Raw genomic sequence first — 24,566 nt, 5'->3', positions numbered from 1 at the left:
GCCGGTGTGGGGGTTGGGGCGGGGTAACGTAATTTGGGGGCGGGCGGGGGCCGGGGTGCGGCCGGGGGGGGGGGGGGGGGGCTCCCCCCCAAACCCCAGGCCGGGACAGGTGGGTCAGCGCATGCGGGAGACGATGCCGGTGTCGTAGTCGCCGGAGCGGAACTCGGCGTTCTCCAGCAGCTCGGCGAAGAAGGGCAGGTTGTTCTTCGGGCCGACGATCTCGAACTGGGCCACCGCCGCCTTCGCCCGCTCGACGGCCTCGGTGCGGTCCTTGCCGCTGACGATCAGCTTGGCCATCAGGCTGTCGTAGAACGGGGTGACCGTGTTGCCGGCCACGTAGCCGGAGTCGACGCGGACGCCTTCGCCGGCCGGTTCGTTCCAGGTGGTGATCGCACCCGGGCCGGGCAGGAAGCGCTTCGGGTCCTCGGCGTTGATGCGCAGCTCGATGGCGTGCCCGCGCGGGGTGAGCGCGTCCGGGTCGAAGGTCGGGGGCAGGCCGGCCGCCACCCGCAGCTGCTCCTCCACCAGGTCGACGCCGTAGACGTACTCGGTGACCGGGTGCTCGACCTGGAGCCGGGTGTTCATCTCCAGGAAGAAAAATTCTTCGACGCCGGAGCCGTCACCCTTGAAGTCCCGCTGGCGCGGGACCAACAGGCACTCCACCGTGCCGGCGTTGCGGTAGCCGACCGCCTCACCGGCCCGGACCGCCGCCGCGAGGAAGCGCTCGCGCAGCTCCGGCGAGACCGCCGGGGACGGCGACTCCTCCACCAGCTTCTGGTTGCGCCGCTGCACCGAGCACTCCCGCTCGCCGAGAGCGACCACCCGGCCGTCGGCCAGGCCGAGGATCTGCACCTCGACGTGGCGTACCCGGGGGAAGTAGCGCTCGATCAGCACCGAGCCGTCGCCGAACATCCGCTCGGCGAACGAGCGGACCTTGTCGTACTCGGTGCGCAGCGCGGCCTCGTCGGTGGCCACGCCCATGCCCATGCCGCCACCCCCGGCCGCCGCCTTGACCATGACCGGGTAACCGATCTCCGCGGCGGCGGCGACCGCCGCGTCCAGGTCGGCCGCCGGGTCGGTGGTGCCGGGCGCGACCGGCACCCCGGCCGCCGCCATCAGGTTCCGGGCGTTGATCTTGTCACCCATCGCGGTGATCGCGTCCGCGCCGGGCCCGACCCAGATCAGGCCGCTGGCCTCGACCGTACGCGCGAAGTCGGCGTTCTCCGACAGGAAGCCGTAGCCGGGGTGGATCGCCTGCGCACCGGTGGACTTGGCGGCGGCGAGGATGGCCTCGACGTTCCGGTAGCTCTGGGCCGGGTTGGCCGGGCCGACACAGACCGCCTCGTCCGCCTCGGTGACGAACGGCAGGCCGGCGTCGGCCTCCGAGTGCACCGCGATCGCCCGGATCCCGAGCTTCTTCGCGGTACGGATGATCCGGCGCGCAATCTCGCCCCGGTTGGCGATCAGCAGCGACTCGATCATGCTCTCCTCCAGCGTCCAGGGGTGGGGACGCTGTCAGCCAACCACGGCCCGCCCGTTGTGTAAGGAGGGGCCCCCTCTTAACGCCTCGGCGTGTAGCAGGGGCCCCGTCATAACAGGAGCGGGCCGTCAGGCGGGGTTGGTGGGGGCGAGGAGGGCGGCCAGGGTGGCGCCGCGCAGCAGCTCGGCCCGGCGGCGGCGGTCCACCTCGCCGCCGAGGAACGGGGTGGAGTTCATCAGGCCGAACGCGGCGTGGGCGAGCACCCGCGCCTCGCCGTCCGGCAGCCCCGGGTGCAGGGCGGTCAGCACCGTCACCCACTCCTCGACGTACATCCGCTGCAGCCGGCGGATCCGGCGGCGCGGCTCGTCGGGGAGGCGGTCCAGCTCGTGCAGGTGCAGGGCGATCACCGCCGGATTGGCCAGCGCGAAGTCGACGTGGAAGTCGATCAGTGACTCCAGCACGGCGCGCGGGTCGTCCGGGTGGTTGGCCGCGCGCTCCTGCCCACCGGCGAGCAGGCCCTCGCTGACCGGGATCAGCGCGGCGACCAGCATGGCCTCCTTGCCCGCGAAGTGGTGGTAGAGGGCCGGGCCGGTCACCCCGGCGGCCGCGCCGATGTCGTCCATCGACACGCCGTGGTAGCCGCGGGCGGCGAAGAGCCCCACCGCGATCTCCAGGATCTCGTCCCGCCGGGACCGGCGTCGACCCGTCGCTCCGTTCACCGCACCCCGCGTCCGCTGTCCCACCGTCACCGGGCCAGCCTAGACCTCGGACGCGAAGCGGTGGAGGTTCGGTTACCCGTCGGTTGCCTCACCCCGTCCGCCGCGGGTCGTCCGTCCCGTCCGCTTGACCCTCGACCCGGTGCAGGCCGCAGGGTCCATCGGCATGACCGCTCCCGCCCTCGGCCGCAACTACCGGCTGCTCTGGTCCGCCGCCGTCTCCTCCCGGTTCGGCGACGCCCTGCGTACGCCCGCCCTGGCCCTGCTGGCTGCCACGCTGACCCGCGATCCGCGGGCGATCGCGGCGGTGACCGTCGCCGGGCAGCTCCCGCCGCTGCTCCTCGGCCTGCTCGGCGGCGCGTACGCCGACCGGTGGGACCGCCGCCGGACGATGGCGGCGGTGGACGGGGCGCGGGCCGTCGTGGTGGCCGCCCTGGCCGTGCTGGTGGCGACCGGACGGGCCGGCATCGCCGCCCTGGTGGCGGTCGCGTTCCTGCTCGCCGCCCTCGGCACGCTCTTCGACGCGGCCTCGTTCGCCGTACTGCCCTCGCTGGTGCCGCCGGCCGCCCTGCCCACCGCCAACGGCCGCCTCCAGGCCGGCAGCGCCGTCGCCGGTGGCTTCCTCGGCGCCCCCCTCGCCGGCCTGCTCTTCGCCCTGGCCGCCCCCCTCCCGTTCGCCCTAGACGCCGTGACCTTCACCCTCGCCGCCCTCCTGCTCCTCGCCCTACCCCCCACCCCCACTGCGCGATCTTGCACTTACGGTCCCGCAAAAAGCGCCGAAAAGGGATATATCGGCGTCGGCAACTGCAAGATCGACGAGGGCGGGGGCGGGGGTGGGGGGTGGGGGGCGGTTTGGGGGGAGATCTGGGCGGGGGTGCGGTGGGTGCGGGGGGAGCGGGTGTTGTTTCGGGTTTCCCTTGCGTCCATGGGGTCGAACCTGGCCATCAGTGGACTCCTGGCGGTGCTGGTGCTCTACGCGCAGGAGGTGCTGCGGGTGCCGGCGGCGGCGTACGGGCTGTTCGCGGCGGGAGCGGTGGTCGGCGGGCTGGTCGGGGCGCTCGCCGCCGGACGGGTGGCGAAGCGTTTCGGCACCCTGCCCGCACTACGCGGGGTGCTCCTCGGGCAGACCGTCGCGCTGACCGCGTTCGCGCTGACGCGGCACCCGCTGGTCGGCGGCGTCGCGCTGGCCTGCTTCGCCGCCGGCACAACAACCTGGAACAGCCTCTGGTCGGCGTACGGCCAGCGGCACGTGCCTGCGGAGCTGCTCGGTCGGGTCGGCGCCGCGCAGCGGGTGATCGGGTTGGCCAGCGCGCCGGTCGGGGCGGCGCTGGCCGGGTTCGCCGGGGAGGCGTACGGGTTGGCCCCGGTGGGCTGGGCGGCGGCTGGGATCTTCGCCCTGGTCACCGTGGCTGCCTGGCGAACGCTGAGCGGCACCGGCGGACGTGCCGAGCGCCGGGTGGAGCCGGCCGCCCGTATCTAGGCTGAGAGGAACGGCGGGAGGAGGGCGGGGTGACGCAGCACGACGAGACGCGCCTCAGGTGCCGACGGCGGAGGCTGGCGGGAGCCCTGCTCGCCGGGTCCGGGCTTTTCGACGGTCTCGCCGGGGCGAGCGACCTGGACGACGACAGGTACGTGGTGGATGGCCCCGAAGGACTGCTCCACCTCGACCTGACCGGTTGGTCGTGGGCGCACCTGGGGATCACGGTACTGGTGGTGCTGGGCGGGGTGCTCCTCTTCACCACCCGCCCCTGGTCGGTCCGGCTCGCCGCGGTGGCCGCGGTGGCCACCATCCTTCTCCACCTGGTCATGCTCCCGTTCGAGCCGGGCTGGGCCGTGATCTCGATCGGGCTCGCGGTGGCGGCGCTGCGGCTGCTCTGGCTGGTCCGGCGGCCAAGCGCTCGGGCCGACGACGTCAGCGGCAGACCTTGTCGCTGAAGGCCGGGTCGGGCAGCCGTTCGCCCCGCCAGACCGGGTTGAGGCGCACCGGCAGCGGCGGAGCCTGCCAGGCGGCGGAAAGATCCTGGATCAGCTTGTAACCGCGCTCGGGCGCGCTGACCGATGCCCCTTCGAGGAAGTTCAGCAGACTTGCCTGGACCACCGGCCGAGTGAGCAGACCACCGTGCACGGACGGCATCTGGAAGACCGGAACGGCGGCGTACTCGCCCGGCGGAGCCTCGGTGGCGGTGGTGGTCGGCAGGAACGCCACGATCCGCACGCCGGGGACCGGGCACATGAGGTCGTTCCGATAGAAGGGGGCGTTGTCGAGGATCGACCGGACGAACGGCTCGTCCGGCCCGCTGCCGCTCATCGCGAGGACGTCGGCCAGGCGGAAGAGGACTCGCAGCTCCCAGCCGGCGGCAACGCCCCAGCCCTGCGAAACCCCGGGCGGCGGGTAGTAGGACCGGCCGGCGTTGATCAGCGGGCTGAACATGGCCAGGATGTTCACCGGCGAATGCGCCCGCTGGGCCAGGTAGGTCCGGGAGACGATGGCCCCCTCGCTCTGCCCGACCAGGGCCACCGGCCGGCCGGTACGTCGGTGCAGCAGTTCCACCTGCGTGTTGAGCATCGCCACGCTGGACTCGATCGACCGGTAGGTGTCCCGGAACCCGAACGGCAGGGGCCGGCCCTGCGAATCCAGCCCTCGATAGGAGAACCACTGCACGTTCGGGTCGACGGGAGGTTCCCCGTCGTAGACGCTGCCGTGCCCGGCAACGAAGATCACCGCGTGCCGGACGGCGGACGGCAACGGCCGGTCGAACAGCACGACCGACGGCGGCTTGCCCGACCGGCCGGGCAGGGCCGCAATCGCCGGCTGCACGACGACCGGCACGATGAAGGCGAGCAGGATCGCCAGCGGGGCGGCGGGCACCCGCGCCCAGCGGGCCGGCCGGCGCGGCAGCAGGGCGGCGGCCACGGTGCGCTGCCAGAGCAGCCCGTTGACCGCCCCGGCGACTGCCGCCACCGGCGCCGTCCACCCGATCGGCACTGCCCAGATCACCGCCCCGCCCACGGTGAGCACCACGAAGTTGAGCAGGGCCCAGCCGACCAGCTCGATCGAGGGCAGCCCGCGCCACCAGTCGCCGACCACGGCGGAGCGTTGCAGGAACGGCGCGAGCAGGAACAGCGGCAGCAGCGAGGCGAGCAGCAGCCAGGAGAGGGCGACCACCGAGGCGGCGATCGACAGGGCCGCCCAGGGCGACACCACCACGACGACCAGCACGGTCAGCGCGAGGTTCCGCCGGGCCAGCCAGCGCAGGCTCGGCCGGGGCACCTGCCGCGGCCAGGCCAGGACGACCAGCGCGGTGGTGAGCGACGCCCGGAGCAGGATGAGCCCGACCAGTCCGATCGCAAAGGTCGACCACGAGTCGTGGTAGACCAGCAGCCACCGCAGGTCGTGGTACGTGTCGTACGGCCAGACCGCGGTGACCTGCGCAGCCAGCCCCTCGGCGGCGCGGAACCGGAACGCGTCGAGGACGATCCCCTCGACGGCCGGCGGGACGGCGGCCACCGCGAGCAGCGCCACGAACCGGTTGTCCAGACGACGCACGCCCCCTCCCTCGGCTGCTCCGGCGACCGCTTACCCAGCCAGCCTGCCCTGTTGGAGGCCGGGTGCAGGAGACAACGCCGGATCGCCCCCCGGTCGGGCTCAGCGGGCGAGGCCGCCCGGCTGGTCGCCCTTCACGACGGGGGCGCGGACCAGGTTGCCCCACTCCGTCCACGAGCCGTCGTAGTTGCGAACCTGCGGGTAGCCGAGCAGGTGGTGCAGCACGAACCAGGTGTGGCTGGACCGCTCGCCGATCCGGCAGTACGCCACCACGTCGTCGGACGGGCTCAGGCCGAGCTGGTCGGCGTAGATGGCGCGCAGTTCGTCGGTCGACTTGAAGGTGCCGTCGTCGTTCGCGGCGGACTTCCACGGCTTGTTGACCGCGCCGGGGATGTGCCCACCGCGCAGCGCGCCCTCCTGCGGATAGTCCGGCATGTGCAGCATCTCGCCGGTGTACTCGCCGGGCGAGCGGACGTCGACCAGCGGCCGTCCGGCGGCGACGTGCGCCATCACCTGCTCCCGGTACGCCCGGATCGGCGCGTCGTTCCGCTCCGGCACCGGGTACTCGGCGCGCGGCCGGGTCGTCTTCTCCCGGGTCAGCTCCCGCCCCTCGGCGATCCACTTCTGCCGGCCGCCGTCGAGCAGCCGCACGTCCGGGTGACCGAAGAGGGAGAAGACCCAGAGGGCGTACGCGGCCCACCAGTTGAAGTTGTCGCCGTAGAAGACGACGGTGTCGGTCCGGCCGATGCCCTTGGCCGCGCACAGTTCGGCGAAGCTCTTCGCGTCGAGGTAGTCCCGGGTCACCTGGTCGTTCAGCTCGGTGTGCCAGTCGACCTTCACGGCTCCCGGGATGTGGCCGGTGTCGTAGAGGAGCACGTCCTCGTCGGACTCGACCACCACGAGACCCTCGTCGCCCAGGTGCTCGGCCAGCCACTCCGTGCTGACCAGGCGCTGCGGATCGGCGTACGACTGGAAGCGGGGATTCGGATCAGTCGGCACAGGCATGAGCCCCAAGGTACGCCCGTTCCCGGGCCGACAGCCGGTCTGCCGAAAATCAGCGGCACCGGCGGTCAGGCGCGGCGGTGCACCAGCCGGCCGGCCACCACCGTGGCCAGGCAATCGCCGTCCGCGCCGAACACCGCCAGATCGGCCCGCCCGCCCACCACCAGCGTCGGCGGGCGGGCGTCGTCCACGACCGCCACGTCGTTGCGGACGGCGGCGGCCCGCAGCGCCGGATCGGCCAGGTGTGCCGCGGGAACCGCGGCGACGCCGCGCCGGAACAGCGCGTGCACCCGCTCCCGGGGGGTGGGGGCGGGCGGCAGCGGCCCGTCGTGCACCAGCGCCGGCCCGAGGGTGCCGGCCCACCGCCGCACCCGCACCCCGGGGTACGCCTCCGTCAGCTCGTCGAGCGGGCCGACCGCGCCGATCCGGTCGCCGTCGACCAGGACGGCCAGCCCGGTGGCCGGCTCGGCGTCGAGGGTCGCCCGCAGCAGCGGGGCGGCGTGCAGGGTGAGCACTGTCAGTCGGTGATCGGCCCGAGCGCCGGCCGCTTCGCGGTGACGAAGTCACCGGAGGAGCGACCGGTCAGCCGCCGCCTGATCCACGGGGCCAGGTGCTGCCCGGCCCAGCGCAGGTCGGCGGCGCGGGCGGCCAGCCACGGGGTCGGCGCGGGGTGCGGCGGCACCAGCAGCCACTCTTCGTCGCAGCCCACCCCGAGCGCGGTGAGCACCTGCCCGGCGACCCGCCGGTGCCCGGCCGCCGACATGTGCAGCCGGTCGGTGCTCCACAGCAGGGGGTTCAGGTAGGTGTCGTCGGCGTACAGGTCGACCAGGATGGCGCCGTGGCGCTCGGCGACCTCCCCCACCACCCGGTTCAGCAGGTTCACCCGGGGGGCGACGAGCCGCTGCCCGGGAAGCCGGGCCATCACGTCGGCGAACCGGAAGAGGATCACGTCGGCGCCGCTGCCGCGCAGCTCGCCGATGACCGCGTCGAAGCGGGGGACGAACGAGTCGGCGTCGAAGGTACGCCGCAGCACGTCGTTGCCGCCGGCCGCGAAGCTGATCAGGTCGGGTTTCATGGCCAGGGCGGCCGGCACCTGCTCGGCGACGATGTTCGAGAACAGGCGGCCCCGGATCGCCAGGTTGGCGTACCCGAAGTCGGGACCGGCCTCGGCGGCGAGCCGGGTCGCCACCAGATCCGCCCAGCCGCGGTACGTGCCGTCCGGATAGGCGTCGTTCATCCCCTCGGTGAAGCTGTCACCCACCGCCACGAAGCTGCGCCAGCGCACCGCGCCTCCCTCTGACGTCCCGCCGAGCTACGTTGGACAGTTTGTCACCGCCCGCGCTCTCGCCGCTCGACCCCACGTACGACGTGGCCGAGGTCATCGACGGTGACCGTGACGAAGGTGACAGCGCACCCGCGAGAAGGGGCGGACCGTCGATGGTCCGCCCCTCTCGCGCGCTGGCGGCTGCTACTCGTAGCAGTCCTGCTGGGCAAACTGCAGGCCGACGGACGACACCTTGCCGTTCTGGATCACGATCCGGAACTTCGCGTCCGGGTTACCGGGCACCGGGACGAGCCCGCGGCCGTCCTCGCCGGGGGTGCCGTTCCCGTCCACCGGCCGCCACGTCGGGTACGCCCGGAGCACGTCCGCACGGGGGGAGCCGACGCGGATACCCTCGGCCGTCCTTACTTCCGCCCGCGGCTCGATCGAGGCGACGCCGAGGCGGGTCGACAACCAAACCGCGCCCCCGCCGCCCTTCATCTCGGCTCGGTTGGGGCAGCCCGGCCAGACGCTCGCGTCGAAGCGCTGGAAGTCGCTGATGAGGCCCGTGGCCGCCGCCTCCTTCTTCGACATGCCCAGCTTGAGGGCACCGAGGCCGTCGGGGCCCAGTACCAGGGTTTGCTTGCCGGACGGCCGCCCGGTGTTGGACGGCGTCGTGCCCTTGGACGGCGTGGTGCCCTTGGACGGCGTGGTGCCCTTGGACGGCGACTTCGAGGGTGTCGGGGTGGGGGTGACCTCGACCGGCGGCCCACTGCTGGTGGTCGCCGGGCTGGGGGCCGGTCCCTGACCGTTCGGCCGGATCGCGAGGGCGGTGCCCGTGGCGGCACCGAGCAGCACGAGGGCGGCGGCCGAGGTGGCCACGACCCGCTGGATGCCGAGCCGACGCGAGGTACGCAGGGCGCGGTCCCGCAGATCGACCGGGGCGACCTCGTCGGCCAGGCTGGCAAGGTCGAGTCGTAGGCGATCCTGGTTCATCGGGTGGTCCCTTCCATGACGTACAGCTCGGCGAGTTCCGGGGCGACCCGGCGCAACCTGGCCAGGGCCTTCGAGGTCTGGCTCTTGACGGTGCCGGCGGTGACGCCGAGCATCTCGGCGGCCTCGACCTCGGTGCGGTCCTCGAAGAAGCGCAGGACCAGCACGGCCCGCTGTTTGGCCGAGAGCTTCGCCAGCGCGGCCCGCAGGGTGAGCCGAATCGTGGTCTGCTGGGCGTGGTCGCGGGTCGAGTCGCCTCCGCGCGGCTCGGGCAGGTCGCCCGGCATCGACTCGGCCACCCGGCGTCGCCGCCACCAGGAGACCTGCAGGTGGTACATGGTCTTGCGGGTGTACGCCTCGGCGTTGCCGCTGTCGTGCAGCCGGTTCCACGAGCGGTGGGTCCGGGCCAGCGCGGACTGGACGAGATCCTCGGCCAGGTGCTGGTCACCCGTCAGCAGGTACGCCGAGCGCAGTAGTGCGGGGGTACGAGTTCGCACAAACGAGTCGAACTCACTCAGGAGAGGGTTCACACGAGCCGATCCTTGGGGTGAGGTGCTGCGCCATCGTGACGCCTCCCCAGACGCCACCTTGACCGAGCAGGGTTGCCGCCCCGGCCGGAATGTTCGCGCGGCAGACCGGAGCGCCCGGGGCCACGGTTTGCGTCGCCGTTGCCCCGAAAGGAGGAAGTACCAGTCGAAAGGCGTGCCAGTGGTCCCGCGGCCCGCACTCTGAGGAAGCGTCCACGCGCCGGACAGATGAGCAGCCGAAGGAGCGCACGCCCATGAGTCAGCAGACCCGAACCGAACAGGCTGGACGAGCGGGTGGCACCCCGCCAGCCCGCCAGAACAGGCTCACCAACGAAGACGGCAAGATCATGATCGCCGAAAACGTGGTGCAGAAGGTCGCCGGCATGGCGTGCCGCGAGGTGGCGGGCGTCCACGCCATGGGTACCGCGGGCACCCGCGCGTTCACTGCCATCCGGGAACGGATCCCGGGCAGCAGCGGGCCGAACGTCTCCCAGGGGGTCGGCGTCGAGGTCGGCGAGAACGAGGCCGCCGTCGACCTGGACGTCATCGTCGAGTACGGGGTCAGCATCGCTGATCTGGGGCGGAACATCCAGCGCAACGTGAAGACGGCCGTCGAACGGATGACCGGCCTGAACGTCGTCGAGGTCAACATCAGCGTGGATGACGTGCACCTGCCCGAGGCCGACGGCCAGCGGCAGGAGTCGCGGGTGTCATGACTGCCATCATCGGGCGGCCCGACGCGGTGGTCGACGGCGTCGACGTGGACGCCGTCGCGGCCGCCGTCCGCGCCTGCCCTGACGTGGTGGGCCTGACCGCGGGCTGGGCCGGCGGCCGCACCACCTACCTGCCCGGTCGACAGATCGAGGGCGTGGCAGTCGACGCCGACGCGGTGGTGGTGCAGGTCCGGGGCCGGTGGGGAGTCACGGCCGAGAAGCTCGCCGGCGAGGTCCGGGCGGCGGTGGCCCCGCTGGCTGCCGGCCGCCGGGTCGACGTGGTCATCGCCGATCTGGAGGAGCCACCTCCGGCCGGAGCGGCTGTCCGTACAGCATGATGGGAAGAGCGACAACATGATCAAGTTGATAGGTGTCGGCACCGGCCTGGCGCTGGGTTTCGCCGTGGCGTTCGGCAGCTTCGGTCAGATGGTGATCGTCGGGCTGTTCGCGCTGATCGGCTGGGGGGTGGCGAAGTTCTTCGCCGGTGAGGTCAACCTCGCCCCGTACGTCCAGGGCCGGCGGAGCAGCCAGTGACCGCGATGACCGACGCCGTCTCAGGCGGGCCGGGCCAGCCACCGCAGGAGGAGCTGGGCCGGCTCCACATCCACGACCGGGTGGTGGAGAAGATCGCCGCACGGGCGGCGCGGGAGATCGCCGAGGCGGGCAGCGCGACGCCGCGGGTTCTCGGGCGGTCCCTGCCCGGTGCGGGTCGCTTCGGCATCCGCCGTGCCGACCTGGAGGCCGCCGGGAAGGCGTCCGCCTACATCGAGGGGTCGGCGACCCGCATCGAGTTGTCCATCAGCGTCCGCTGGCCGGCCAGCATCCCGGAGGTCACCGCGCAGGTCCGCGAGCGCGTCCGGGCCCGCGTGTCGGACCTGACCGGGCTACGGGTCCAGGAGGTGGGGATCACCGTCACCGACCTGGTCACCGACCCGGCGGCCGGCCGCCGGGTGCATTGAATCGAGGCCCCAGTGCGAATCACCAACCGTCTGCTCGCGTTCCTGCTGAGCCTGGGGCTGACCCTCGGCGCCGTACTCGTGTTGATCGAGATCGTCGCCCGTGCGGTCGGGGCCAGGCCGATCGTGCTGGACTGGCCCGGCCTCTACCGCTGGGCGTCCGGCGCCACCTGGGGCAGCGGGTTCGTGCGGCTGATCGGTGTCGCCCTCGCCGTCGTCGGGCTGCTCCTGCTCGTCGCGCAGCTCAAACCCCGTAGGCCCCAGCGGCTGCGGCTGCAGCCCGTCGATCCCGCCACCGACGCCGCCGTCACCCGGCGCGGCCTGGCCCGTACGCTGCGGAACGCGGCCCTCGAGGTCGACGGCATCGACGATGCCCACGTCGTGGTCGGCCAGCACCACGTACGCGTCCGTGCCGAACTCCGCGACGGCACCGCACCGGCGATGGACTCGCTGCACCAGGCGGTGGCCTCGGCCGCCCAGCACCGCCTCGACGCGCTGCGCCTGGCCTCGGCACCGACCCTGTCGGTGCGGATCAGCAACGGGGAGCAGCACTGATGCGCGGCGACCGCACCCACCGGATCCTCATCACCGTTCTCGCGCTGATCCTGCTCGCCGCCGGCATCGCGATCCTCCTCGCCGGTGCGGACGCGTTCGGCCGGGGCTTCAGCCGGCGGCACCTGGTCGACAACCCGCCCGCGCACTTCATCGGTGCCCACGGCGGCTGGTTCTGGCCGGTGGCCGCCCTGGCAGCCGCGATCCTCGCGCTGCTCGGCCTGCGCTGGCTCTCCACCGTCGTCAGCATCGAGCCCGGCCAGCGGCGCATCAACGTCAGTCCCGACGGCAGCACGGAGCGGACCGTCCTCGACGCCGGTGCCCTCACCACCGCCGTCAGGGCGGAAGTGGCGGACTGCCCCGGCGTGGACGACGTCGACACCCGGCTCTGGGGCAGCCCGAACGCTCCTCGCCTGGCACTGAGCGTCACGGCCGCTCCCGACGCCGACATCGCCGCCTTGCGCGAGCGGCTCGAAGCCCTCGCCCTGCCCCGCATCCGGTACGCCCTCGGCAAACCGGACCTGCCCGTCACCCTCGACCTCACCTACCGCAGCGGCCGGAGCGTCCGCATCGGCTGACGGGCGCGCGCCAGGGCCCGGTCAGGCCCGTACGAAGTCCTCGCCCAGCACCGCCCGCAGCCGGCTCAGTGCGCGGGCGTTCCGCGTCTTGACCACCGACACGGACACGTTGAGGACGCCGGCGACCGTTTCGACGCTCTGATCCTCCCAGTGGCGGAGCACCACGATGGCCTGGTCACGGAGGGGCAGGGTGGCCAGCGCCCGCAGCAGGGCGACGTGCAACTCCACGGCGCCGTCGGGCCGGTGATGGGGCACCTCGGGTGGCTCGGCGAGCACGAGTTCGGAGTCGCTGCGCCGCTTCTTCTGGTCGAAGACGGCGTTCATCAGCACGCGGCGGCTGTACGCCTCGAGGTTGGTGGTACGCCGGATCCTGCCCCACGCCGCGTACATCTTCGCGAAGGTGATCTGGGTCAGGTCCTGGGCGAGGTGCCAGTCCCGGCACATCAGGTAGGCCGTGCGCCGTAGCTTCGGCGCGGTGGCCTCCACGAACGCGGTGAACTCCGCCTGCCGGGCGGTCTGCGCACGCCGCCGGGCCGCGCCCCACCGGGCCACCAGGCCACGTCCGGCCTCCCCGGGCGATCCTGGGGCGGGGGCGGTCCCGGCATCCGCCATCACCGGTCCGCCCAAACGCTCGCGCCTGCGGGACACACGCTGCCGACCATTTCGTCGACTCCAGGCATACGCCCGACGCGAGCCGCCAGGCCGGCGTACCGCGACCGCCCGACCAGCTTGATCCGGAACGACTCGGGCAGCTGCTCGGCCTTGACGGCGGCGACGAGTTCCGGCTTGTCCTCGAAGGTCTTCCGGAACCTGGCGAGGGCCTCCTCGCGGCTCACGAACCGCACCGTCCGGACGACCGGATCCGCCGCCAGTTCGCGGTTCACCGCGCTGCGCTGCTGATCCGTGACGTCCATGGTCAGGAAGACCGAAACGTCGGTCGCGGTGTTCCGGGCCGGGGACTCGCACGCCGGGTTCACCAGCGTCGCGAAGGCCGCCGGCACCGTCTCCGGTGGCGTCGGGCCGCCCGGCGGCGTCGCCACGTTCACCACCCCCAAGGCCGCGATGGTGGCCACGCCCGCCGCGGCCGCGGCCACCAGCCGGTGTCGGCGGCGGCGCCGGCTGGCATCGGTGGCCATGGCCCGGCCGGCCAGGTCACCCGGCGGCGGCTCGGGCTCGTCAGCCAGAGCACGGTCGAAGAGAAGCCGCAGGTTCTGGTCCAAGGTTCACCTCCGTGGTCCGCTGGACTGCTACCTGTGATGACTGGTTGGGGCACCGGATCGGTCACACCGACCCGCTACCGGTCCGGCGACCGCGGTGGCTCGACCAGGCCCCTCCGGTACCGACCCCAGGCGACGAACCGCTCGAACAGGTCCCGTGGAGTGGGGCCGTCGTGCGGGTTGAGGCGGAACAGGTCGTGGGTGGCCTCGTGGTAGAGGCCGGACAGGTAGATGGCCAGGTCGGCGGGGTTGTCGTCATATTCGACCTTGAGCAGCAGGCGGGCTTCGGCGCACGGCCACGGTTGCCCGCAGGCCCGGCACACCCACAGCGGCCGGATCGGCAGGTGTGGTGGGTGGCCGGGCGGGTAGGGCCGGGGCCGGTCGGGGTACGGCCCGAGGCGCGGGATCGGCAGCGAGGTGGAGAAGCGGGTGTCGGGCCGAATGGACCGGCAGTCAAGCCTCTTCAGCCCCGATCCGCCCATGTACGTCGCGGTGATCGAGGAGGCCGTGCTCCGCCGGGCCGACGAGAGCTTCCGCGGGCTCATGGTGGAGCAGATCGCGCATCTGATCGAGTGCGCCCAGCGTCCGCACATCCACGTCCACATCATTCCGGCCACCGTCGCCCTGCACGTCGGGCTGGTCGGTCCCTTCTCGCTGGCCCGCGGCTCCGACGGCGGCTGGGTCGGTCACCTGGAGACACAGCTCGGCGGCGACGTGGTCGACAAAGATGAGGATCTGGCTATCCTGCTGGCGAGGTGGGAGAGCGTCCGCAGCGAGGCACTGTCTCGCCAGCAGTCGATCGAGCTGATGAAGGATGTGATGACGTCATGGAGCTGACCGGCGCCACCTGGCGCAAGTCCACCCGCAGCGGCACCCAGGGCGACTGCGTCGAGGTGGCCGACAATCTGCCCGGCGTCGTCGGCGTCCGCGACAGCAAGGACGCCACCGGCCCGGTCCTCACCTTCGACCCGGCGGCCTGGCGCACCTTCGTCGCGTACGCCAAGCGCCACTGACTCGGACGGGCTCCGACGTCACCGTGGGAGGTCCGCAAGGTCGCGGAGGGCGGTGCCGGTCTCGTACAGGCTGACCAGTAGCGGCCGTAGCGCTCGTCCGCGCGTGGTCAGGGCGTATCGGGTGCGAGTCGGGAAGCCGCTCAGTCGCTCCCGGGTCACCAACTGGCGGGATTCCAGCTCGCGCAGCCGGTCGGCCAGCACCTTGGCGCTCAGCGACGGCAGGCGTTGGCGTAGCTGTCCGAACGAGCATGGGCCGGACATGAGGTCGCGGAGGATCAGCGTTGTCCAGCGGCCAGCAATAGCGGCGAGAGCCATCTCCACCGGGCAGTCTGGCTCGGGTCGCGTCGTACGCCCCGAGGAATCCAGCACCAGCTCTGGGTCCCAGCCGTGAGTTTCCATTTGGTGACCCACTTCGAGCCTTGCTTGGCTTTCGCCATGGATGTCGATCACGCAGTCAATGGTGCCCTCACAACTGACCCCACCGAGCATCCGGCGGTGTTCGCCCGGGCGTTCAACACCGGCGACGGCACCATCCTCGACCAGATATACGAACCGGACGCGCTGTTCGTCCTGCCCTCGGGGGAACCGGTCAGCGGCGAGGCGCGCAGGGCGGCGAACGATGAGTTTCTCCGCCTCGGTCTGCCGATCACGGTCACGCCCCGACGCATCTACGTCCAGGGCGACCTTGCGCTGCTGATCGTCGACTGGGTTATCGACGGCCGGCTGCCGGATGGCGAGCACGTACACATCTCGGCCACGGCGACCGACGTCGCCCGACGCGGCGCGGACGGCTACTGGCGGTACGTCATCGACAACCCGTTCGGTATCGCGACCGGCAGCGGTGAACCGTGAGGGCCTTTGTAGCGGCGCATGCATGCATAATGAATGCATGGTTGCTCTCCAGATCCGCGACGTGCCGGAAGAAGTACGGGACGCGCTTGCTGCCGAGGCCAAGGCGCGCGGCCAGTCGCTCCAAACGTACCTGCTGGAGTTGGTCGAGACGCAGGCCCGCCGGCTGCGTAACACCGCAATCCTCGATCGCTTCTCCGGCCGGTCGGATGGCACCCGCTCGCTGCCGGGAGAGAGCACGGCGGAGTTGACCGACCAGCGGGAGCGGCGCGGACCGTGGGGAGACGCGGCGTGATCATCGTGGACGCCTCCGTCCTCGCCGACGCTCTGGTCGATGACGGTCCCGTCGGAGACGCGGCGCGATCGGAACTGACCGCGGATCCGCACTGGGCTGCTCCGGGGCATCTCCTGGTCGAGGTGATGTCGGTGATCCGGGGCAAGGTTCTCGGCAACAAACTCGCTCTCGCACGTGCTCAGGAGGCGATCCAGTCGCTGCCGGCGCTGGTCATCGACGAGGTCGCCACGGCCGCGTTGCTGAACAGGATGTGGCAACTGCGAGGCAACGTCAGCGCGTACGACGCGGCATACGCCGCTGCGGCGGAAGCGCTCGCCTGCCCGCTCGTGACCGGGGACGGGCGGCTCGCCAAAGCGAGCGGGGTTCGCTGCGAGATTCGCCTGATCGCGGCGGCCTGAGGCTGGGCCGCGCCACACGCCTCTCTGGTTTGATCACCGGATGGTTATGTCGGCTCCTACACCTGGCAGCTTCGGCAGTTGGTCGGCTCTCGACTGCTGCTCATGCCCGGAGCGCAGGTCGTCCTCCTCGACTCGGCCGAGCGAATCTTGTTCCAGCAACGTCGTGACTCTGGTCTCTGGGAGATACCGGCAGGGGCAGCCGAGCCGGGAGGAAGCTTCGTCAGCGCCGCGATCGATGAGGTACGAGAGGAGACCGGCCTGGTAGTCGAGGCCGCCGACCTCGACTCCCGTCCATGTGGTGGGCGGTGCGAATCAAGGTGGCACGGGTGACGAATCGGCCGATACGGTCCGTCAATGCGACTCACAGTCCTCGGCGGATGCGGTGCGTGGCCGGAGGCGGGGCAGGCATGCAGCGGCTACCTGGTCGAGCATGACGGCTTCCGGTTGCTCGTCGACCTCGGTTACGCGGCCTTTCCCCGGCTGCTGCAACAGATCGGCGCGGATCAGGTCGACGCGGTGTTCATCAGCCACGGCCACCCCGACCACTGTGCCGACCTGAACCCGCTGCTCCGGGCGCGCGCACTGCGCGATGATCCACCACCACCGCTGCCGGTGTACGCGTTGCCCGGCGCGCTCGACGCAGTGCTGGCGCTGGACCGCCCCGGGATGCTGGACGACGCCTACGTGCTGCACGAGTTCACCGCCGGCAGCGCATTCGACATCGGCCCGTTCCGTGCCGAGACCCGCCTGCTGCCGCACTGGGTGCCCAACGCCGGCGTGCGGCTGACGGCCGGCGGCCGGGTGCTCGCGTACACCGGTGACACCGGGCCGAGCCCCGACGTGGTGGCGCTGGCGCGCGACGCCGACCTCCTGCTGGCCGAGGCCACTCACGTGGACGAGGTGCCGGAGGACTCGCGACGCTACCTGTCGAGCGCCCGCCAGGTGGGCCGGCAGGCCACGGAGGCCGGCGTCGGGAAGCTGATCCTGACCCACCTGTGGCCCGGCACCGATCCGGCTGCGGCTCGCGCCGCCGCCGGCGACGGTTACCGGGGCGAGATCGTCGTCGCAGCGCCTGACCTGAGCCTGGAGCTTTCCTAGCTTTTTTGTGAGCGTACGGCTGCCATTGGGTGCGTTTCTTGTCGTCGGAGGGACAAGGAACGCACCCAAACCTGAGCATGGCCCGTCGCGCTTGAATCGTCTGCGCCATCAGTTCCAAAGGCGGCGACGGGCACACCATCGCCTGGCCTGAATTGGATCGCCCGGCCGACTCGACCGCCGTACGCTGCGACAATGCTGCTGCGCATGTCGACCCTGCTGCTCCGGACCCTGCGCGAGGACCCGGCCGACGCCGAGGTGCCGAGCCACCGGCTCCTGCTCCGCGCCGGCTACATCCGCCGCGCCGCCCCGGGTGGGTACGCCTGGCTGCCGCTGGGCAAGCTGGTGCTGGACCGGATCACCGAGATCGTCCGGTCGGAGATGGCGGCGATCGGCGACCAGGAGGTGCACTTCCCGGCGCTGCTGCCGGCCGAGCCGTACCGGACCAGCGGGCGGTGGACGGAGTACGGCGACGACATCTTCACCCTCGCCGACCGGAAGGGCGCCGAGCACCTGCTCGCCCCGACCCACGAGGAGATGGCCGCGCTGCTGGTGAAGGACCTCTTCACCTCGTACCGGGACTTCCCGGTGACGCTGTTCCAGATCCAGACGAAGTTCCGCGACGAGGCCCGGCCCCGGGCCGGCCTGCTACGCGGGCGCGAGTTCCTGATGAAGGACGCGTACTCGTTCGACCTGGACGAGGCGGGGCTGCAGGCGGCCTACGACCGGCACCGCGCCGCGTACACGAAGGTCTTCGAGCGGCTCGGGCTGGACTTCACCGTGGTGCGCGCTATGTCCGGGGCGATGGGTGGCTCGGCGTCGGAGGAGTTCCTGGCCGCGACCCCGGTCGGGGAGGACAGCTTCGTCGGCTGCACGGCCTGCGCCTAAGCGGCCAACACGGAGGCGGTGGTGACCCGCGCGCCGGCCGCCGGTGACCCGGACGCGCACCCCGCCATGGCGGTGCACGACACCCCGGAGACGCCCACCATCGCCTCGCTGGTCGAACTGGCCAACGCCCGTGCCCTGGGCGGCCGGACGGACTGGACCGCCGCCGACACCCTGAAGAACGTGGTGCTGACCGTACGCCGGCCGGGCGCGGAGCAGGCGGAACTGCTGGTGATCGGGCTGCCCGGGGACCGCGAGGTGGACCTCAAGCGGGCGGCGGCGGTGCTGGCCCCGGCCACGGTGGCGGTGTTCGAGGACTGGGCGGACCATCGCGAGCTGGTCCGCGGCTACATCGGCCCGCAGATCCTCGCCAAGCACGGCATCCGCTACCTGGTCGACCCGCGGGTGGTGCCCGGCTCCGCCTGGTTGACCGGCGCGAACGAGCCGGGGCGGCACGCGGTCGACGTGGTCTGCGGGCGCGACTTCACCCCGGACGGCACCATCGAGGCCGCCGAGGTGCGCCCCGGCGACCCCTGCCCGGCCTGCGCGAACGGCGAGCTGACCATGCGGCGGGGCATCGAGGTGGGGCACATCTTCCAGCTCGGTCGCCGCTACACCAACGCCTTCACCGTCGACGTGCTCGGCCCCGAGGGCAAGCCGGTCCGGCCCACCATGGGCTGCTACGGCATCGGCATCTCCCGCGCGGTCGCGGCGGTCGCCGAGCAGCACCACGACGACCGGGGGCTGGTCTGGCCGGCAGCGGTCGCGCCGTGCGACGTACACCTGGTTGCGGCCGGGAAGGGGCCGCAGCTCGACGCGGCGCTGGAGCTCGGCGGGCACCTGTCGGCCGCCGGCCTGCGGGTGCTGGTCGACGACCGTACCCACGTCTCGGCCGGGGTGAAGTTCACCGACGCCGAACTGGTCGGCATCCCGCGCGCCGTCGTGGTCGGCCGCCGGCTCGCCGAGGGGTACGTCGAGCTACGCGACCGGGCCTCCGGCGAGCGGGTCGAACTGCCGGTGGACGGCCTGGTCGAGCGGCTGCTCGCCGAGGTACGCGGGGCGCGCCACGAACGGGTGTAGCGGACGCGCCAGGGGGTACCGCTGTCGGATCGATCGAGGGGTTTCGGAGGCTTTCATGTACCGGGTCAGCGACGTGATGACAAAGCAGGTGGTCTACCTGCCGGTGGAGACCACCTTGGACGAGGCGGCCAGGGTGATGAGGGAGTCCGACATCGGCGACGTGGTGGTCACCGACGGGGCGGCTCTCGCCGGCATGCTGACCGACCGCGACATCGTCGTCCGGGCGGTGGCCGAGCGGGCCGATCCGGCCACCACCACGATCGGCTCGGTCATCACCCGTGAGGTGGTGATGATCGAGCAGCACTGCACCGCCGGCGAGGCGGTCGCCCTGATGCGGGAACGCAACATCCGGCGGGTGCTGGTCTGCGACAACGAGCGCAAGCTGGTCGGCATCATCTCCCTCGGCGACCTGGCCATGCAGCTCGACGAGAGGAGGGACCCCTTCCTGACGCCTCCGGCAGGGGAGGTGCCCCTTGCCAACACCTCGGCCGGGCGGGACGCGACGCGGCGGGGATAGCCTCGAGGGATGCCCGAAATGCCGAGCAAGCTGGCCGAGATCGTCGACGAGTTCGCCGCCGCGCCCCGCGACGTGGTGCTGGAGATGCTCCTCGAGTACGCCGACGTCGTGCCGCCCCTGCCGGCCGGGGTGGATCGGGCGGAGCTGGAGCAGGTCCCCGAGTGCCAGACCGCCTTCTTCCTCCGCGCCGAGGTCAACCCGGACCGGACGGTGACCACGATCTTCGACTGCCCGCCGGAGGCGCCGACCACCCGCGCCTTCGCCGGCATCCTCGCCGAGGGGTTGGCGGGGGCGAGCGCCGAGGAGGTGCTGGCCGTCCCGGACGACCTCTACCAGCGGATGGGGTTGGCCCAGGCGATCAGCCCGCTGCGGGTACGCGGCGGCAACGCGATCCTGGCCCGACTCAAGCGCCAGGTCCGGGAACAGATTTCCTGATCGACGGGTTGTCTTCGATCATGGAGATCGAGATCTACGCCGACGTCGTCTGCCCCTGGTGCTGGATCGGCAAGCGCCGGCTGGAGCAGGCGTTGGAGTCGTACGACGGCGAGGTGACCGTCCGGTTCCGCCCGTTCCAGCTCGATCCGACGCCGGTGACCGAGCCGAAGCCGCTGGTCGAGGCGATGGCCGCCAAGTTCGGCGGCCGGGAGCGGGCCGAGGGCATGTTCGCCCACGTGACCCAGGTCGCCGCCGGCGTGGGGCTCGACCTGCGCTTCGACCGCGCCGTGCAGGCCAACACGTTCGAGGCGCACCGGCTGGTCCGGTACGCCGCCGATCAGGGCCGCGCCACCGAGGTGGTCGAGGCGCTCTACCGGGCGCACTTCCACGACGGCGTCGACGTCGGGTCGACGGACGCGCTGGTCAAGGTCGCCGCCGAGGTCGGGCTGGACGAGACCGAGACCCGGGCGTACCTGGAGTCGAACCTCGGCCGGCGGGAGGTGGCCGCCGACCTGAGCGCGGCGCACCAGCTCGGCGTCTCCAGCGTGCCGACCTTCGTGCTGGCCGGGAAGTACGCGGTGACCGGCGCCCAGGAGCCGGAGACCCTGCTCGCCGCCCTGCGTGAGGTCGAACAGCGGGAGGCCGAACAGCGGGAGTCGGCGCCGCGGGAGGCCACGCCGCGGGAGTCGGCACAGCCGGAGTCGGCCGAGTGAACACGAATCGATGCTCCACATGTTCCACGTGAAACGGCATCGATCTGCTTGATCACCTAGGCCGGCCTGGCCAGGTCCTCCACCACCGTCGCCCCGGGCAGCACACCGAGCGCCGGCCCGGGCAGTGCGATCTTGCTGTGCCGCACACCAGAGCCGATGATCACGTGCGGGGTGGCGACCACCCGGGAGTCGACCAGGATGGGCCACTCCTCCGGCAGGCCGATCGGGGTGATCCCGCCGTACTCCATCCCGGTCAGCTCGACCGCGTCGGCCATCGGCGCGAAGCTCGCCTTGCGTACGTCCAGCATCCGGCGGACCACACCGTTCACGTCGGCCCGGGTGGTGGCGAGCACGATGCAGGCGGCGTACCGGATCTCGCCACCCCGCTTGCCGGCCACGACCACGCAGTTCGCCGACTCGTCGAGCCCCACCTCGTACGCGTCGCAGAACGCGGCCGTGTCGGCCAGTTCGGCGTCGATCGGCGCGACCAGCACGTCCTCGACGTTCACCGGTGCCCCGTCCGGCCACTGCTCGATCGCGGTGGCGACCGGCGGTGCCAGCAGGTCCAGCCGGGTACGGGCAGGTTCGGTCTTCAGCGTCCCCATCACGGGTGCGATCCTCGCACCCGGCAGCCGGATCCGCCCACCGACCGCCCGGCCGAACCTCAACTGCCGGTGAGGAAGGCGTTCTCGCGGACGAAGGTGCGCTCCTGGTAGGCCGCGAGTTCCTCGGCCCGGAGCAGCTTGGCGCGGTGCGCTTCCACGTCCTCGATGCCGTGCCGGATGCCGAGCCGGACCACGCCGTAGAGGAAGACGAAGCCGAACACGTAGAGGATCACCGTGGTGACGAAAACCAGCATGCGGTCACGGTAAGGCGAATGTGAACCGCTGCGGCTTTCATCTTCGACCGATTCCCCCGTACGTGTCCGCGAGATGATCCGCCCAGGTCCGGGTGCCGGTCGGGGTGACGGTGGTGGTGAGTCCGCCGGACCGCAGCGCCCGGCCGAGTCCTCCCGGGATGCGTACCGGCAGCAGCGGGCGGCGGGACCGGCGGGCGTTCCGCCACGCCCATACCGCCGCGTCGAAGCGGAGCACCTGCGGACCGGCGAACTCCGCGATGGCGTACGACGGGCCGGCGGCCAGCATCGCGACCAGGCGGTCCGCCACCTCCCCGGCGTCGACCGGCTGGGCGAGCACGGCCGGATCCCCGATCACCGGCCCGAACCGGCTGGCGCCGCGCAGCAACTCCTCCAGGAACTCCGGGAACTGCGTCGCCCGCAACACGCTCCATGGCACCGGGCCGGCCGCCACCACCTGCTCGGCGGCGAGCTTGTGCCGGTAGTAGCCGAGCGGCACCCGGTCGACGCCGACGATCGAGACGTACACCAGGTGTGCCACACCGGCCTGGTCGGCCGCGACCACCAGCCGTCGGGTGCCCAGCACGTCGACCTCGTGGGTACGACGGGCCGGCGAGGAGGCCAGGTGCAGCACCGCCTCGACCCCGTCGAGCGCCGCGGCGAGCCCGTCACCGGTGGCGAGGTCGGCCGCCAGCCATTCCACGGTGGAATCGTCGCGGGGGTGCCGGCTCACCGCCCGCACGGTGAACCCGCCGTCGCGCAGTCGTGGCAGCACCTCCCGCCCGAGCCGCCCGCTCGCGCCGGTGACCAGAACCCTCATCGACCGCCCCTTCCCGTGTCGTCGTACCAGGAGGACGACAGGGCGTCGCCCGTCGTGACAGCATCGCCCGTCACGGCAGGGTGTCGCCCGCCGGGACAGCGTCGGCCGCCCTCGCCGGTGCGGACGTCGTCCCGGCACGATCGGTCAGGCGGCTGCCGGGCGTACCACCACCCGGCCGGCGAGCAGCACGCCGAGCAGGCCGCAGCCGGCCGCCACGGCCAGGGTGACGGCGTAGCTCGCCGGGCCGGGCGCCGGCCCCGCCGCCAGCACGGCACCCGTCAGCGCCAGCACGGTGGCGGCGGCCAGCGAATCGCCCAGTTGCAGCGCCGAGCTGTTGCGGCCCTGCTCGTCCGGTGCGGAGAGGGCCAGGGTGAGCACCGACAGCGACGGGTAGAGCAACCCCATGCCCAGGCCGGCCACGGCCCAGGCAACCACCACCAGCGCCACCGGTACGCCCGGCAGCACCGCCAGCGCCGCGCCGGCCGTACCGGCGGCGATGCACGTCAACCCGGCCCGGGGCAGGGTGGCGGCGGAGCGCGGCGTGGCCAGCCGGCCCTGCAGCCAGGAGCCCACCGACCAGGAGAGCGCGCCGACCGTGAGCACCAGGCCGGCGGAGGTCGGCGAGAAGCCGCGCTCCCGGGAGAGCATCAGCGGTAGCACCACCTCCGCCCCGGCGAACGCCGCCGAGGCGAGGCCGCGCAGGCCGACCACCGTGGGCAGCCCGCGCGCAGCCCGCAGGAAGCCGGCCGGTAGCAGGCGCGGGGCGCAGACCAGCAGACCGGCCAGCGCCACCGCCACCAGCACGGCGGCCGGCACGCCGCGCTGCTGCCCCCCGTGATGCAGCAGTGCGGCGCTCGCCCCCGCCCCGCAGGCCCAGCCGATCCGGGCCACCGCGCCGGCCGGCGGCCGGGTCCGGACCGCGGCACCCAACGCCCGCAGCCCGGGCTGGATCAACAGCACCGCCGGCACCGCGACCACCGGCACCGCCAGGAAGACCCACCGCCAGCCCAGGTGCTCGACGATCAGGCCGGCCAGCGCCGGACCGACCAGCGACGGTACGACCCAGGCCGCCGCGAACGCGGCGAAGACCCGCCGCCGCAGCTCCTCCGGGTACGCCTGCGCGACGATCACGTACAGCGCGACGGAGAGCAGCCCCGAACCGAAGCCCTGCACCACCCGGCCGGCGACCAGCATGCCCATCGTCGGGGCGCCCCCCGCGACGGCCAGCCCCACCACGAACCAGACGACCCCGTGCCACATCGGCGACCGCGGCCCCCGGGCGTCGCACCAGATCCCGGAGACGACCATCGCCACCACGCCGGCGGCGAACGGGCCGCCGAAGGCGAGCGCGTACAGGGCCAGCCCGTCCAGGCTGCGGGCGACCGTGGGCATCGCGGTGCCCACGGCGAGGGCCTCGAACGCCAGCAGCGAGACCAGGGCGACGCTGCCCACGGTCATCGCACGCAGGCGCGGCGAGTACAAATTGGCGGGTGGGGCCGGCGCGGCGGTGGCGGTCACCGGCGACCCGGCGTACGTGCGGTCGACATGGGCTCAAGCTTGGGACCTCAACCCGGATTGAAGTCAACCGTGAGCCTGGTCTCGTCAGGCCGACTCCAGCGCCTCGCCCATGCCCCTGACCACCCCGGACAGGTGCTGGTCGGCCAGCAGGTGCCCGGCGGTGATCACCAGGGCCAGCGGCCACTCGATCACCTGGAGGGCGGCGAGCACACCCAGGCCCGCGTAGTAGGCCAGCTTGTCCGGCGGCGGCACCGCCACCTCGCCCAGCACCGGGACCTCCACCCGCCGGCCGTACGTCCTGATCATCTCGTGCGCCCCGCTGAGTCGTCGCGTCAGCGTGCTCATGTCGCCTCCCCGGTTCCGGATGGCACATCGACGTCCGAGCGGCATTCCACCGGCGACCCCGTCCATGCCCCGGTCAGCAGGGAAACTTCCCCCACCCTGGGGGCATAACGGACGCCACGCCGGGAAGTCCGACCCCCGGAACGAGCGCGGGAGGCGAGATGGCGTACGGCGGGGGCGGCGACCGGAGCACCGGGGAGCGGGGCCGACG

34 protein-coding genes and 2 pseudogenes are annotated in these 24,566 nt (G+C 72.4%); 19 read left to right on the top strand and 17 right to left on the bottom strand.

Annotation, left to right across the window (positions count from 1 at the left end; all coding sequences use genetic code 11):
* Positions 1-114: 114 nt before the first annotated feature.
* Together ABZ570_RS20305 and ABZ570_RS20300 are read right to left on the bottom strand one after the other, a co-directional pair.
* Positions 115-1,482, bottom strand: a complete 1,368-nt coding sequence (locus ABZ570_RS20305; protein WP_358065572.1) for a biotin carboxylase N-terminal domain-containing protein — start codon at positions 1,480-1,482, stop codon at positions 115-117.
* A 126-nt stretch (positions 1,483-1,608) separates the two neighbouring features.
* Positions 1,609-2,229: a TetR/AcrR family transcriptional regulator gene (locus ABZ570_RS20300; protein ID WP_358065570.1), complete on the bottom strand. Its 621-nt coding sequence runs from the start codon at positions 2,227-2,229 to the stop codon at positions 1,609-1,611.
* Positions 2,230-2,362: 133 nt separating this feature from the next.
* Between ABZ570_RS20300 and ABZ570_RS20295 the strand changes: the two genes are divergently transcribed.
* Together ABZ570_RS20295 and ABZ570_RS20290 are read left to right on the top strand one after the other, a co-directional pair.
* Complete coding sequence (locus ABZ570_RS20295) at positions 2,363-3,676, top strand: MFS transporter (protein WP_358065567.1); 1,314 nt, start codon at positions 2,363-2,365, stop codon at positions 3,674-3,676.
* Between the two features lie 29 nt (positions 3,677-3,705).
* The gene (locus tag ABZ570_RS20290) at positions 3,706-4,131 is read left to right on the top strand and encodes a hypothetical protein (RefSeq protein ID WP_358065564.1); all 426 of its coding nucleotides are present in this window, start codon (positions 3,706-3,708) and stop codon (positions 4,129-4,131) included.
* Here the strand turns inward: ABZ570_RS20290 and ABZ570_RS20285 are convergent.
* From ABZ570_RS20285 to ABZ570_RS20260, 6 genes are all read right to left on the bottom strand, one after another.
* On the bottom strand, positions 4,109-5,743 hold the full coding sequence (locus ABZ570_RS20285; protein ID WP_358065561.1) for a hypothetical protein: 1,635 nt from the start codon (positions 5,741-5,743) through the stop codon (positions 4,109-4,111). The genes ABZ570_RS20290 and ABZ570_RS20285 overlap by 23 nt on opposite strands.
* Positions 5,744-5,842: 99 nt before the next feature.
* Complete coding sequence (locus tag ABZ570_RS20280; RefSeq protein ID WP_358065559.1) at positions 5,843-6,745, bottom strand: sulfurtransferase; 903 nt, start codon at positions 6,743-6,745, stop codon at positions 5,843-5,845.
* A 65-nt stretch (positions 6,746-6,810) separates the two neighbouring features.
* On the bottom strand, positions 6,811-7,257 hold the full coding sequence (locus ABZ570_RS20275) for a hypothetical protein (protein ID WP_358065556.1): 447 nt from the start codon (positions 7,255-7,257) through the stop codon (positions 6,811-6,813).
* A gap of 2 nt (positions 7,258-7,259) precedes the next feature.
* A complete protein-coding gene (locus ABZ570_RS20270; protein ID WP_358065553.1) occupies positions 7,260-8,027 on the bottom strand; it encodes an SGNH/GDSL hydrolase family protein in 768 nt (255 codons plus the stop codon).
* A gap of 183 nt (positions 8,028-8,210) precedes the next feature.
* Entirely contained in the window at positions 8,211-8,999 is a 789-nt protein-coding gene (locus ABZ570_RS20265; RefSeq protein WP_358065550.1) for a hypothetical protein, read from the bottom strand.
* Positions 8,996-9,526 (bottom strand): SigE family RNA polymerase sigma factor, encoded by a 531-nt coding sequence (locus ABZ570_RS20260; RefSeq protein ID WP_358065547.1) that lies wholly within the window; start codon positions 9,524-9,526, stop codon positions 8,996-8,998. The genes ABZ570_RS20265 and ABZ570_RS20260 overlap by 4 nt, the downstream gene beginning before the upstream one ends.
* 251 nt (positions 9,527-9,777) lie before the next feature.
* On the opposite strand from ABZ570_RS20260, the gene ABZ570_RS20255 reads away from it, so the two are divergent.
* From ABZ570_RS20255 to ABZ570_RS20230, 6 genes are read left to right on the top strand one after another with little or no spacing between them, the layout of a single operon-like run.
* Positions 9,778-10,239 (top strand): Asp23/Gls24 family envelope stress response protein, encoded by a 462-nt coding sequence (locus ABZ570_RS20255; RefSeq protein WP_358065544.1) that lies wholly within the window; start codon positions 9,778-9,780, stop codon positions 10,237-10,239.
* Positions 10,236-10,574 carry a hypothetical protein gene (locus ABZ570_RS20250; RefSeq protein ID WP_358065541.1) on the top strand — a complete coding sequence of 113 codons (339 nt, stop codon included), beginning with the start codon at positions 10,236-10,238 and terminating at the stop codon, positions 10,572-10,574. Before ABZ570_RS20255 ends, ABZ570_RS20250 begins: the two co-directional genes overlap by 4 nt.
* Before the next feature lie 16 nt (positions 10,575-10,590).
* Positions 10,591-10,770 carry a hypothetical protein gene (locus ABZ570_RS20245; RefSeq protein ID WP_358065538.1) on the top strand — a complete coding sequence of 60 codons (180 nt, stop codon included), beginning with the start codon at positions 10,591-10,593 and terminating at the stop codon, positions 10,768-10,770.
* A gap of 5 nt (positions 10,771-10,775) precedes the next feature.
* Positions 10,776-11,195, top strand: a complete 420-nt coding sequence (locus ABZ570_RS20240; protein ID WP_358065587.1) for an Asp23/Gls24 family envelope stress response protein — start codon at positions 10,776-10,778, stop codon at positions 11,193-11,195.
* 12 nt (positions 11,196-11,207) lie between these two features.
* Entirely contained in the window at positions 11,208-11,747 is a 540-nt protein-coding gene (locus ABZ570_RS20235; RefSeq protein ID WP_358065535.1) for a DUF6286 domain-containing protein, read from the top strand.
* A complete protein-coding gene (locus ABZ570_RS20230; protein ID WP_358065532.1) occupies positions 11,747-12,322 on the top strand; it encodes a hypothetical protein in 576 nt (191 codons plus the stop codon). The genes ABZ570_RS20235 and ABZ570_RS20230 overlap by 1 nt, the downstream gene beginning before the upstream one ends.
* 21 nt (positions 12,323-12,343) lie before the next feature.
* Here ABZ570_RS20230 and ABZ570_RS20225 read toward each other — a convergent pair whose 3' ends face one another.
* The 3 genes from ABZ570_RS20225 to ABZ570_RS20215 all read right to left on the bottom strand — a co-directional run bounded on the left by ABZ570_RS20225 (position 12,344) and on the right by ABZ570_RS20215 (position 14,021).
* On the bottom strand, positions 12,344-12,874 hold the full coding sequence (locus ABZ570_RS20225; RefSeq protein ID WP_358065529.1) for a SigE family RNA polymerase sigma factor: 531 nt from the start codon (positions 12,872-12,874) through the stop codon (positions 12,344-12,346).
* A gap of 59 nt (positions 12,875-12,933) precedes the next feature.
* Positions 12,934-13,542 carry a permease-like cell division protein FtsX gene (locus tag ABZ570_RS20220; RefSeq protein ID WP_358065526.1) on the bottom strand — a complete coding sequence of 203 codons (609 nt, stop codon included), beginning with the start codon at positions 13,540-13,542 and terminating at the stop codon, positions 12,934-12,936.
* Between the two features lie 74 nt (positions 13,543-13,616).
* Entirely contained in the window at positions 13,617-14,021 is a 405-nt protein-coding gene (locus ABZ570_RS20215; protein ID WP_358065523.1) for a hypothetical protein, read from the bottom strand.
* Between ABZ570_RS20215 and ABZ570_RS20210 the strand changes: the two genes are divergently transcribed.
* Complete coding sequence (locus ABZ570_RS20210; protein ID WP_358065520.1) at positions 13,981-14,376, top strand: DUF5753 domain-containing protein; 396 nt, start codon at positions 13,981-13,983, stop codon at positions 14,374-14,376. The genes ABZ570_RS20215 and ABZ570_RS20210 overlap by 41 nt on opposite strands.
* Entirely contained in the window at positions 14,367-14,552 is a 186-nt protein-coding gene (locus ABZ570_RS20205) for a DUF397 domain-containing protein (protein ID WP_358065517.1), read from the top strand. Before ABZ570_RS20210 ends, ABZ570_RS20205 begins: the two co-directional genes overlap by 10 nt.
* An 18-nt stretch (positions 14,553-14,570) precedes the next feature.
* Here ABZ570_RS20205 and ABZ570_RS20200 read toward each other — a convergent pair whose 3' ends face one another.
* Positions 14,571-14,873, bottom strand: a complete 303-nt coding sequence (locus ABZ570_RS20200) for a helix-turn-helix domain-containing protein (RefSeq protein ID WP_358065514.1) — start codon at positions 14,871-14,873, stop codon at positions 14,571-14,573.
* A 114-nt stretch (positions 14,874-14,987) separates the two neighbouring features.
* Between ABZ570_RS20200 and ABZ570_RS20195 the strand changes: the two genes are divergently transcribed.
* The 9 genes and pseudogenes from ABZ570_RS20195 to ABZ570_RS20155 form a co-directional block, all read left to right on the top strand.
* Complete coding sequence (locus tag ABZ570_RS20195) at positions 14,988-15,404, top strand: DUF4440 domain-containing protein (RefSeq protein ID WP_358065584.1); 417 nt, start codon at positions 14,988-14,990, stop codon at positions 15,402-15,404.
* A 37-nt stretch (positions 15,405-15,441) separates the two neighbouring features.
* Positions 15,442-15,696: a hypothetical protein gene (locus ABZ570_RS20190; RefSeq protein WP_358065511.1), complete on the top strand. Its 255-nt coding sequence runs from the start codon at positions 15,442-15,444 to the stop codon at positions 15,694-15,696.
* Positions 15,678-16,094, top strand: a complete 417-nt coding sequence (locus ABZ570_RS20185; RefSeq protein ID WP_358065508.1) for a type II toxin-antitoxin system VapC family toxin — start codon at positions 15,678-15,680, stop codon at positions 16,092-16,094. Before ABZ570_RS20190 ends, ABZ570_RS20185 begins: the two co-directional genes overlap by 19 nt.
* A 102-nt stretch (positions 16,095-16,196) precedes the next feature.
* Positions 16,197-16,424: an NUDIX domain-containing protein gene (locus ABZ570_RS20180; protein ID WP_358065505.1), complete on the top strand. Its 228-nt coding sequence runs from the start codon at positions 16,197-16,199 to the stop codon at positions 16,422-16,424.
* A 24-nt stretch (positions 16,425-16,448) separates the two neighbouring features.
* Positions 16,449-17,192 (top strand): MBL fold metallo-hydrolase, encoded by a 744-nt coding sequence (locus ABZ570_RS20175; protein WP_358065502.1) that lies wholly within the window; start codon positions 16,449-16,451, stop codon positions 17,190-17,192.
* 192 nt (positions 17,193-17,384) lie between these two features.
* Positions 17,385-19,154, top strand: a pseudogene (locus ABZ570_RS20170) (proline--tRNA ligase).
* A gap of 55 nt (positions 19,155-19,209) precedes the next feature.
* Positions 19,210-19,671, top strand: coding sequence for a CBS domain-containing protein (locus ABZ570_RS20165; protein ID WP_358065499.1), 462 nt, complete (start codon positions 19,210-19,212; stop codon positions 19,669-19,671).
* A 9-nt stretch (positions 19,672-19,680) separates the two neighbouring features.
* A complete protein-coding gene (locus ABZ570_RS20160) occupies positions 19,681-20,106 on the top strand; it encodes a SufE family protein (protein ID WP_358065496.1) in 426 nt (141 codons plus the stop codon).
* 20 nt (positions 20,107-20,126) lie between these two features.
* A pseudogene (locus ABZ570_RS20155) lies at positions 20,127-20,744 on the top strand (DsbA family oxidoreductase); the annotation flags it as partial.
* Positions 20,745-20,875: 131 nt separating this feature from the next.
* On the opposite strand, the gene ABZ570_RS20150 reads toward ABZ570_RS20155, so the two are convergent.
* The 5 genes from ABZ570_RS20150 to ABZ570_RS20130 all read right to left on the bottom strand — a co-directional run bounded on the left by ABZ570_RS20150 (position 20,876) and on the right by ABZ570_RS20130 (position 24,403).
* Positions 20,876-21,424 carry a YbaK/EbsC family protein gene (locus tag ABZ570_RS20150; RefSeq protein WP_358065493.1) on the bottom strand — a complete coding sequence of 183 codons (549 nt, stop codon included), beginning with the start codon at positions 21,422-21,424 and terminating at the stop codon, positions 20,876-20,878.
* A 59-nt stretch (positions 21,425-21,483) separates the two neighbouring features.
* Positions 21,484-21,678: a hypothetical protein gene (locus tag ABZ570_RS20145; RefSeq protein ID WP_358065490.1), complete on the bottom strand. Its 195-nt coding sequence runs from the start codon at positions 21,676-21,678 to the stop codon at positions 21,484-21,486.
* A 37-nt stretch (positions 21,679-21,715) separates the two neighbouring features.
* Positions 21,716-22,495, bottom strand: coding sequence for an NAD(P)H-binding protein (locus tag ABZ570_RS20140; RefSeq protein WP_358065487.1), 780 nt, complete (start codon positions 22,493-22,495; stop codon positions 21,716-21,718).
* Positions 22,496-22,639: 144 nt separating this feature from the next.
* Positions 22,640-23,953: an MFS transporter gene (locus ABZ570_RS20135; RefSeq protein WP_358065484.1), complete on the bottom strand. Its 1,314-nt coding sequence runs from the start codon at positions 23,951-23,953 to the stop codon at positions 22,640-22,642.
* Positions 23,954-24,097: 144 nt separating this feature from the next.
* Positions 24,098-24,403 carry a hypothetical protein gene (locus tag ABZ570_RS20130; protein ID WP_358065481.1) on the bottom strand — a complete coding sequence of 102 codons (306 nt, stop codon included), beginning with the start codon at positions 24,401-24,403 and terminating at the stop codon, positions 24,098-24,100.
* Positions 24,404-24,566: the final 163 nt, after the last annotated feature.

This window comes from Micromonospora sp. NPDC007271 (assembly GCF_040634005.1).
Classification (GTDB): Bacteria; Actinomycetota; Actinomycetes; order Mycobacteriales; family Micromonosporaceae; genus Micromonospora.
This window is presented reverse-complemented; position numbering and strand designations above follow the sequence as displayed.